Annotated in this window: 11 protein-coding genes; 2 read left to right on the top strand and 9 right to left on the bottom strand. The window is 31.5% G+C overall.

The annotated features are described in order from the left end of the window. Positions 1–217 precede the first annotated feature (217 nt). The 4 genes from menB to LQ686_RS13535 are packed head-to-tail and all read right to left on the bottom strand — an operon-like array spanning position 218 to position 4830. A complete protein-coding gene (menB, locus tag LQ686_RS13520) occupies positions 218–1039 on the bottom strand; it encodes a 1,4-dihydroxy-2-naphthoyl-CoA synthase (protein ID WP_025905467.1) in 822 nt (273 codons plus the stop codon). Continuing rightward, entirely contained in the window at positions 1012–1833 is an 822-nt protein-coding gene (gene menH / locus LQ686_RS13525; protein ID WP_107566011.1) for a 2-succinyl-6-hydroxy-2,4-cyclohexadiene-1-carboxylate synthase, read from the bottom strand. The genes menB and menH overlap by 28 nt, the downstream gene beginning before the upstream one ends. Continuing rightward, positions 1814–3493 carry a 2-succinyl-5-enolpyruvyl-6-hydroxy-3-cyclohexene-1-carboxylic-acid synthase gene (menD, locus tag LQ686_RS13530; RefSeq protein ID WP_037588921.1) on the bottom strand — a complete coding sequence of 560 codons (1680 nt, stop codon included), beginning with the start codon at positions 3491–3493 and terminating at the stop codon, positions 1814–1816. Before menD ends, menH begins: the two co-directional genes overlap by 20 nt. Positions 3494–3495: 2 nt before the next feature. After that, a complete protein-coding gene (locus LQ686_RS13535) occupies positions 3496–4830 on the bottom strand; it encodes an isochorismate synthase (protein ID WP_232339582.1) in 1335 nt (444 codons plus the stop codon). 205 nt (positions 4831–5035) lie between these two features. Between LQ686_RS13535 and LQ686_RS13540 the strand changes: the two genes are divergently transcribed. Then, the gene (locus LQ686_RS13540; RefSeq protein WP_025905471.1) at positions 5036–5974 is read left to right on the top strand and encodes a 1,4-dihydroxy-2-naphthoate polyprenyltransferase; all 939 of its coding nucleotides are present in this window, start codon (positions 5036–5038) and stop codon (positions 5972–5974) included. Between the two features lie 34 nt (positions 5975–6008). Here LQ686_RS13540 and LQ686_RS13545 read toward each other — a convergent pair whose 3' ends face one another. Next, positions 6009–6737 carry an alpha/beta hydrolase gene (locus tag LQ686_RS13545; RefSeq protein ID WP_107566013.1) on the bottom strand — a complete coding sequence of 243 codons (729 nt, stop codon included), beginning with the start codon at positions 6735–6737 and terminating at the stop codon, positions 6009–6011. Positions 6738–6771: 34 nt separating this feature from the next. Further along, positions 6772–7239 carry a GNAT family N-acetyltransferase gene (locus tag LQ686_RS13550; RefSeq protein WP_025905635.1) on the bottom strand — a complete coding sequence of 156 codons (468 nt, stop codon included), beginning with the start codon at positions 7237–7239 and terminating at the stop codon, positions 6772–6774. A gap of 553 nt (positions 7240–7792) precedes the next feature. On the opposite strand from LQ686_RS13550, the gene LQ686_RS13555 reads away from it, so the two are divergent. Continuing rightward, positions 7793–7993 carry a hypothetical protein gene (locus LQ686_RS13555; RefSeq protein ID WP_204236399.1) on the top strand — a complete coding sequence of 67 codons (201 nt, stop codon included), beginning with the start codon at positions 7793–7795 and terminating at the stop codon, positions 7991–7993. A gap of 101 nt (positions 7994–8094) precedes the next feature. On the opposite strand, the gene LQ686_RS13560 is transcribed toward LQ686_RS13555, so the two are convergent. From LQ686_RS13560 to LQ686_RS13570, 3 genes are all read right to left on the bottom strand, one after another. Beyond that, a complete protein-coding gene (locus LQ686_RS13560) occupies positions 8095–8289 on the bottom strand; it encodes a hypothetical protein (protein ID WP_025905637.1) in 195 nt (64 codons plus the stop codon). Between the two features lie 3 nt (positions 8290–8292). Then, positions 8293–8532, bottom strand: a complete 240-nt coding sequence (locus tag LQ686_RS13565; protein WP_107566015.1) for a hypothetical protein — start codon at positions 8530–8532, stop codon at positions 8293–8295. Between the two features lie 525 nt (positions 8533–9057). Then, complete coding sequence (locus tag LQ686_RS13570; RefSeq protein ID WP_107566016.1) at positions 9058–9303, bottom strand: hypothetical protein; 246 nt, start codon at positions 9301–9303, stop codon at positions 9058–9060. Positions 9304–9627: the final 324 nt, after the last annotated feature.

A 9627-nucleotide genomic window follows, 5' to 3' on the forward strand; every position in this document is an offset into this window, starting at 1 on the left:
TTAACACCTTATTCAAAAAAATTAAAATGGACGGTTTATTTGAATATGTTTTCTTAAATACAATCTGGCTTGACTAATCGTAGGAAATAGGTGACTCCTATATTGCAAGACTCCCCAAGCAAGCAACATAGAACACTTCATATACAGATATTTTTTCCATAAAAAAGGCTGAGACATTACATAATGTCTCAACCTCTTGTTTTTATTTGTATCAATATTAAGGAAACTTAGGAAATTGATCGAAGTCTGGTTGACGTTTTTCTTTGAAAGCGTCTCTTCCTTCTTTTGCTTCGTCTGAAGTGTAATATAATAATGTTGCATCACCAGCGAATTGTTGTAAACCAGCTAATCCATCAGTGTCAGCGTTCATAGCAGCTTTTAAGAAACGTAATGCAGTTGGTGAATGTTGCATCATTTCTTTACACCATTGAACTGTTTCATCTTCTATTTTATCTAATGGTACAACTGTATTAACAAGACCCATATCAATCGCTTCTTGTGCATCATATTGACGACATAAGAACCAAATTTCACGTGCTTTTTTATGTCCAACAATTCTTGCTAAATAGCCTGAACCATAACCAGCATCGAATGAACCTACTTTAGGTCCAGTTTGACCGAATCTTGCATTTTCAGCGGCAATTGTTAAGTCACATACGATATGTAGTACGTGTCCACCACCAATAGCATATCCTCTAACCATAGCTACTACTGGTTTAGGAATAACACGGATAAGACGTTGTAAATCTAATACATTTAATCTTGGAATTTGGTCATCACCAACGTAACCACCATGTCCACGAACAGATTGGTCTCCACCTGAACAGAATGCTAAGTCGCCTTCACCTGTTAAGATGATAGAACCTACTCTTTCATCATCTCTAGCTCTAGAGAAAGCATCGATCATTTCTTGAACTGTTAAAGGTGTGAATGCATTACGTACTTCTGGACGGTTGATTGTAATTTTAGCAATACCTTCGAAAAATTCATATTTAATTTCTTTATATTCTTTTATAGTTTCCCATTGTCTTGACATAATTTGCCTCCTAAAATAAATTCTATTATTATTGTATCAAATTTTGAGGGTTGTTCCACATGAATTGTGTGCCCAGCATCATTAACAATATAAAATTTACTATTTTTTATACTTTCGTTCATTTGTTTACCTATTTGAATAAACTTTTCATCTTTTTGACCGACGATAATACAAGTCGGCACATTCATTGTATTCAAATGATGCCAATTGGATGGTTGTGAACCTGTACCATAATCTTTAAGTGCTTTACTTAAGCCGTTTGGATTTTGAGAAAGTCTCATTTGTTTAATACGTTCTCTTTCTTCAGTAGAAAGTATAGACTGACTATTAAATAATGGAAGTTTAGACCATTCCTCTACAAACTGAGGTAATCCAATTTCATGAATGCGCGCTGCTCTATTATGATCGACTTCAATTCTATTCTGTTTATCTGATGGATCTTTAAGTCCTGGACTAGCACTTTCTAAAATCAAGCCGCTTAATAGCTCTGGGTATTGTACAGCGAAGCTTAACGCAACACGTCCACCCATAGAATATCCATGCAAATAGACCTTTTTAAGCTCTAAATAATCAATGACTTCTTTAATCTTAGAAACAATATAATCCATTGACCATATATCATCATAACTTGATTCATCATGTCCATGTCCAGGTAAATCAATGGTTATGACATTTAAGCCTTGGTTACTTAACGTACGCTCAACTATATGAAATGATGTATGATCACTGATAAAGCCATGTAATAAAATAATAGACGGTTTATGTTCATCAAACGACTTAACGCGGTGATTTAACATATTGGATACCTTTCATTTGTTCAAAAAGTTGTCTATGTGTTGCGGTATTTTCTTCTCTATTCGTTAGAATTTCGTATAAATAAGAACCGAATTGTGGTAATGTTTGTTTCTTATAATCAGAAACACTTTCGAATTTTTCGTAACCTAACTCATATAGATGCGCAACATGTTGAAAATCTAGATCAAGTGGTGTACCGAATAATTTCTCAAAATGTTCAGGTGCTTCTTCTTTAGGTGCTAAGTAATTGAAGATGCCCCCACCATTATTGTTTAAGCACACAATTGTAATATCTAAATCATGTAGTTTACTCATAATCAAGCCATTCATATCATGGAAGAACGAAACATCACCAATAATAAGTGTGACTTTTTTATATACTGACATACCAAGTGCAGTCGACACGACACCATCTATACCATTTGCACCTCTATTAGCTGCTATTTCAGCTTTTGAGTTTAAATTAAATGTATCGACATCTCTTATCGGCATACTATTACCAACAAATACAGTATCTTTAGAAGTCATTTTTTTCAATAAACTACCGACTGCAGCACCTTCATCTGTTTCTTCTTCGATATATTTTTCAATCAATGCACTTGCTTCTTTGTCCATTGTTATCCATTTTTCTAACCAATTCTTGTTTTGAGTTGGTGATACATCTTGAGCTTGTCTGAAGAAATCATTTGGACTTAATTCCACTGAAATCGTTGGTACTTTAGGATAAGCATCAGGTGTATCATTATTTTGCACAAGAATTTGTGGACACTTAACTTCTTTTAACCAATTGTTTAAATGTTTCGAAACGACTGGTTGCCCCACTCTGATGATAAATTGTGGTTCAATACTTAAACCGCCTTTGAATAATGCGTCATAAGTAGAAATCACATTTGGATGATTTAATTTTCTCAAATTACTTAATGGATCAGCTAATATAGGAATATTATGAATCGCTGAATAAGTTAATATTTGAGATAAATCTTGACCTTGTGTGTCTCCTACAATAACGACACCTCTTGGTTTTTCGATATATGTTTGTATACTCGTAAAATCAATCGACTTTTGGTATTTTGTTTCTAATTTTCTTTTAGAAGACAAATATCTTCTTAATTTCACATTAGGAATTAATGGTTCTCTAAATGGAAAATTAAAATGCACAGGTCCTCTTTGTGGACCAACAAAATGCTTCTCAGCTTTAATCATATTCATATTAATTGCATTTAATGTACCCTCTGAGTCATCAGCTATAGGCATATCAAATTGAAACTTTGTAAAGTTTTGGAACATATTTACTTGATTGATTGCTTGAGGTGCACCAACATTACGTAGTTCATGTGGTCTATCACTCGTAACAACAACAAGTGGTAAACGACTAATAAACGCTTCAGAAACTGCTGGCATATAATTAGATGCAGCTGTTCCTGACGTACAAATGATTGCAACAGGCTTTTGACTTGCTTTAATAATACCAAGTGCAAAAAATGCTGCGCTTCTTTCATCTGGATGAACCCATGTTTTTAAATGTGGATGTCTTTCACAAGCTATCGCTAATGGTGTAGATCGTGATCCAGGACTAATAACAACATCATCGACACCATATTCATATAATTTAGAAACAAATGTAAATACTTGTTTAGTGAGACTTTCAGTATGTGTACTCAATTCTACATCACTCCTAGTGCTTTCAACATTGGTTTAAATTTTAAGTCTGTTTCTTCAAACTCAGATATTGCTTCAGAATCTTTTACAATACCACAACCTGAATACAATGTTGCAGTATGATTGTTCACTAACATAGATCGAATAGATACAACAAATTCACCATTATTTTCTAAATCGATATAACCTAATGGTGCACCGTAAAATCCTCTTGTACCAAACTCTTCATGTTCTATAAATTTTATCGCTTCAACTTTAGGAAATCCTCCTAATGCTGGCGTTGGATGCAATTGATTAACAATTTCTAATACATTTTCAGATAGTAAATCTGCTTGTATTTTCGTATATAAATGATATAAATGCTTGTTAGTAAGTATGGTAGGCTTTTTATCGTATTCAATGTGTTTTGTGAATGATTGAATATCATGAATAATACTATCCACTACATAACGATGTTCAAATTGATTTTTAGAATCATTTAGAAGCTCATCTTTTAATTCATCATTCTTTGTTTCATCTTCTGTTCTTAAAATCGTACCAGCAATTGCATTTGTATATAGTTTACCATCTTCTATTTGGCAAAGTTGTTCAGGTGTTTGTGAAATAAATTGAGATTTACCTGACTCAAATAGTAATAAATAACTTGATTCATTTGAATCTAATGATCTTTGTAATGCATCTTCAACATTAACACGATCTTCAAATTCGATTTGTCTTCTTCTGGATAGTACGACTTTTTGTAGTGCTACAGATTGATTCATTTGTGAAACAACTTTAGTAACTAACGCTTTCCATTCTTCACTTTGAATATCTTTATTTTCCACTACTACAGGTTCACTCGATTCGATTTTTTCATTTTCTGTTTCTAAAATATTTATAACTTCTTGAATGTTGTCGATATCGAATTTGTTACTATGATCCGTATAAGTAAGGTAATAATGACCATTTTCTTTAGTTACCAAATATTTAGGCAATACAAAATGACTCATCCCGTAATCTTTCCATTCATTCGTTAATGAATGCTCTGAAAATTGAAAGCCACCAAAGAATTTTAGATGGTGCTTTTCATCATGTAACTTAATCGTATTTAATTGTTCTTTAATATTTTGCCAGTATTCATATATATCATCATGTTCTAGATGCGAATACCTAGCTTCTAATAAATATCCAATTCCACACATTTCTAATTTAGAATCTTTAGATTTGTAATAAAAATGTTGTCCTGTATAATTGATTTCTTCCCTTAATAAATGGATTAAATCTGGTTGATATTGAAGCTCAATTTCAACTGAAATATAATTTTTATTTCCATCGATTTCAGAAATTATCTGTTGCTTCAAATCCGTCCTCAAGGCCATTTCACTTCCACTTCTTTCCGAAAAATATCTATCTACTTATTTTATCATTTTTTAAGTGAACATGCGTTAATATTGTACTTTAAATACAGAATATAAATTAAAATTTTACACAATTACAGTGATTGACCAATTGATAGCGAAAGCATATACTAATACTGTCAAAAATATAAATTTAAGAGGTAAATACATGTCACAAAATTTATCACAGCATTCAGGCTTGAAAAAATATTATCATTTGATGAGACCACATACCCTTACAGCATCATTTGTTCCTGTACTATTAGGTACCGCTTCATCAAAGATTTTTTTAACAGGTGCTGAAGCATCCATTAAAATTTCAGTCGTATTAGCAATGTTACTCGCAAGTATTTTAATACAAGCAGCAACTAATATGTTTAATGAATACTTTGATTATAAGCGTGGATTAGATGACCATACTTCTGTTGGTATCGGAGGCGCAATCGTAAGAAATGGTATGTCTCCTAAATCCGTTTATAATTTAGCAATAGCATTCTATGTTATAGCTGTCATATTAGGTATTTACATATGCATGCAAAGTACATGGCTATTAATACCAATAGGATTAGTTTGTATGGCAATCGGTTATTTCTATACAGGTGGACCAATCCCTATTTCATGGACGCCATTCGGTGAAATATTCGCTGGTTTCTTCATGGGATTTGTAATTGTCATGATTTCATTCTATATACAAACAGGTACTTTAAGCTTTTATCCAGCATTATTAAGTATTCCAGTTTCTATTACAATTGGACTTATCAACTTAGCAAATAACATTAGAGACCGCGAAAAAGACAAACAAAGTGGTAGAAAGACTTACGCAATCTTAGTCGGTAAAAGACTTTCCATCATGACTATGGCAATTCTATATATTTTCGCATATGTCTTTGTTATTTACTTAGCATTATTTAAACCATACGGCTCTCTTTTATGGTTGCTCGTCTTAATATCTGCACCATTCCCAATCAAAGCCGTACGTCGATTTAACAAAAATGACACACCACAAACAATGATGCCTGCAATGGCAGCTACAGGTAAAGCAAACACAATCTTCGGATTGTTATTAGCACTTGGTGTATATATTAGTGGTTTATTAGGTGGATTATAAAAATAAGACCATGCCAACTTTTGTTGGCGTGGTCTTATTTTTTTAAGAACTCAAGTATATCTTGTTCAATTTGTTCTTTATCGTCACTTCTTGTCATTAAATGTGTTGCATTTTTATAGGCTGTTAATTCTTTATGTTCTGATGATATATCATGATATATTTTCTCAGCACTATCTTGATAGAATCTTTGATCTAATTCTCCATACTTTATAGAGATAGGTATATTTACTGCGTCTAAATGATTCATAATATCCTCTATAAATGATGTAAAAAGACGTGCACCATCTTCATAATCATCAATGAGTGCAAGTTGGCGTTTACTTTCATCTTCATCTAAACCTTGGATCTGATTAATTCTTTCTCCATAATGATAAAGTCTTCTCTTAATATCTTTATTAGTTCTATTATGAGGTGTGGACATTGCTATACATTTCTTCACATCAAATGTTTCGACAAGTTTTAAAGACATAAGCGCACCCAATGAAACACCGAGCACATGAATGGTTTCATATCCACTATCCTTTAAATAGTGATAGCTATCTTGTACCTGTTCCCACCAATCATTTGTCGTATAGGCTAATATACCTTCTAAACTTAATCCATGTCCTTTATAAGCTGGAATATAGCAAGTATATCCCGCTTCGTTTAGAAACTCTGCTAAAGCTTTTACATCTCTTACTGTACCTGTAAATGAATGCAATAATATAACCGCTTCATCTCCACCTTTTAAAAATACATTTTGAGATTCTTTCAATTTCAACAATCAAATCACTCCGATTTCAATTTCGATATCACTATTATAACGCTTTTTCCATATAATAGTTTGTCGTTTCAAATCCCATTTTTTTATATAACTCATACGCAATTTGATTATGACCGAAAACATGGAGTCGAATACTTTTAATGTCATGTTCCTTGCAATACTCATCTATAGCTTGCATCGTCATTTTACCTAAACCTTTACCTCTTTCAGATTCGTCAATTTTAATATCATAAATAAAACTCTTTAATACATGATCTTTCTCGAATACATGTAGCCATAAAATACCAACCTTCTCTCCTTCATTAAAGATATTAAAAATTTTATGACCTTCTGTATGTAAACCATCAGGTAGAAGTTTCTTAAAATATGCTCTACCTCTCTCATCCGCTTCTTCAACAGACCAAGAACCACTTTTCACTTGTTCATCAGCAAATTCTTTCAAAGAAACCTCATAAAAATCATTAAAGTCCTGCATTTCCATTAATCTTAATTCAACAGTCATATAATCCCCACCAATCTCTATATTTAGGTCCATTATACACTTCTATAAATTAGAAACAAAAATACAATTATTTGTTTAACCACTTAATAAACATAATCCCTAAAATTAAAATACTCACAGCAACAAGCGATTCAATCTTCTCTTTCTTCGTCGTTTTACGAATACTTATACTTGCTTTCATATCAATCACACTCCGTCCATAATCAACTCAATAATCATTTCACTAGCATTATTTTGAACGTTTAATCATTCCTGCTAATATCAATACCGTTCCTACAATATTTGTAATAATATTAATAATTGTTAATACTCTTGACACTTTTTTATATCAAACACACCTCTTAATCATTAATTTTTCACAATAGACAAATATTGCCAAATTGTGTTATAATACAATTGAAAAAAGGACAACGTGCTGTAACACGTTGTCCTATGAGCCCGTTTTAAAGACGGTGACCAAAATTTAATGATTAAATAAATCATCTCAAACTAGTCAAAAGTTGTAAGAGATGGTTTATTTTTTATGATTTAAATCATTATAAGGAGTGAAACTATGAAGCAATCTAAATACATATTATTATCTACATTACCTATCTACATAATGTTCTTTATACAAGGATTCTACGCTATTATATATAAAGAAAACCCTATCGCTAGAGTAATTGCTGTAATTAGTATGATAATCTTTACAATTATGCTCACTCTTCTCGTTTCAAAGGTATTAGATGCTAGCAAACAAAAAATGGAAAAATAAGGTAATAAGATTTTAGACATAAAAACAAGCTATCACAACACTGTGATAGCTAAAAATTTGTCTAAAAATAGTACCATAACCATTAATTCTTTGTAAGGTACTTAATCTAAAATTTCAATCGACTTTATTTCACTTTCATCAAAGTCGTATATTTGTATTCCAGTATCTAAATATATAGAATATTCTCCACTTTCATTATCCATTTCATCATCATAAGTTATAACTTTACCTGTGAATTTTTGACCATCATCTGCTTCAATTAATACCATTTTTCCCACATAAGTCCATAGTTTCATAATTTACCCCCATGCTACAAGATCGGTTTCAGGAAACTCATTATTTTTAATATATTTCTCAATTCTATAAATCGCATGACCTAAATAGTTATTTGTACCTTCATCATATTCCGTATTTTTTGCATAGAGTATTTCACAATCATCAATTCTTATAGTAATTCTCCCTGACACTTTTTCGTTTTCGGGATAATAATCATAAGTCACGCTTTTTTCGTCTTTACGTACTAATATTAAAACTAACATTAATCATTACCTCCTTTTTCTAATTAACTCCTCTAGTGTTTTAATTCTTTTTCTCTTTTTGTATGTCGTTGTTTTAGTTGTTGTTTTTTCTTTAAGCTATTCTTTGGAATGCTTCAGCCGCATCTTTAGGTGGCATATAAGCGTCTAGTGTCGTTTCGTATTTCTTCAATGTTATCAACCTACTTATTCACTAATATTTACTATATTATATAATTTTTTCAAAATTCTTACAATAAAGCAAAAAGCTATCTAATATTACGTTAAACATTGAGATCAACATCAATCACGATTACATACTAAAAAAGCCCACCTATTTCATTTAGGTGAGCTTTTGGATATTCATATATAGTGTTGGCTATTTCATTCTTCATATATTTATTCCGAGTCTATTTTTATTTGGTTAACATATAATAAATTAAGGAAATGCAACAAATAATGATTATTATATTGATAGTAATCATAAAAATATCTTTAGCTTTATTTGTCATTGTAATCACCTCATATTATTATAAAGCTACACAGAGCTTATCCCCATGCAACGAATTGTGTTTTAGGTAACTCGTCTAAATCAACAATTTTTCTCATTCTACTAGCAGCATGTACGAAATATAATGACTTATACTTTTCAACTTCTGTTTTAGTAAAATCTATTATTTCTTTATCTTTTCTTCGCTTTGTTATTTGACCAGGCGTTAGTTCTTTATTATCTTCAGGATAATAATTATAAGTCACAATTTCATCATTGTATTCAATTAACTCCATTGTTAACATCTTAATCACTCCATTTAAGACTTAAATGACTATAGTATTAATGATATTACGCTTTTTATATCCAATATTATAATTATTCATTAAATCATGTTCAAGAGCTTTTTATAACTAGGATAAATAATCATTATGGTCACATGATTAAAAATATGGTGCTAGTGTGACCACGTTGTGACCAAAAATATTAAACCAGTTTAAATAAAAAAAGAAAAAACCTTGAGTTATCAAGGTTTTTTCTCAGAGTGTCGACAAAGTCTTAGACTTTGCCGGCATTTTTTTATGCGCATGCTTTCCGCGGGCATGTTCTCAGCCTGTAGTCTTCGAATC

The organism is Mammaliicoccus sp. J-M41 (genome assembly GCF_022385935.1).
In the GTDB taxonomy this organism is placed as follows: Bacteria; Bacillota; Bacilli; order Staphylococcales; family Staphylococcaceae; genus Mammaliicoccus; species Mammaliicoccus sciuri_A.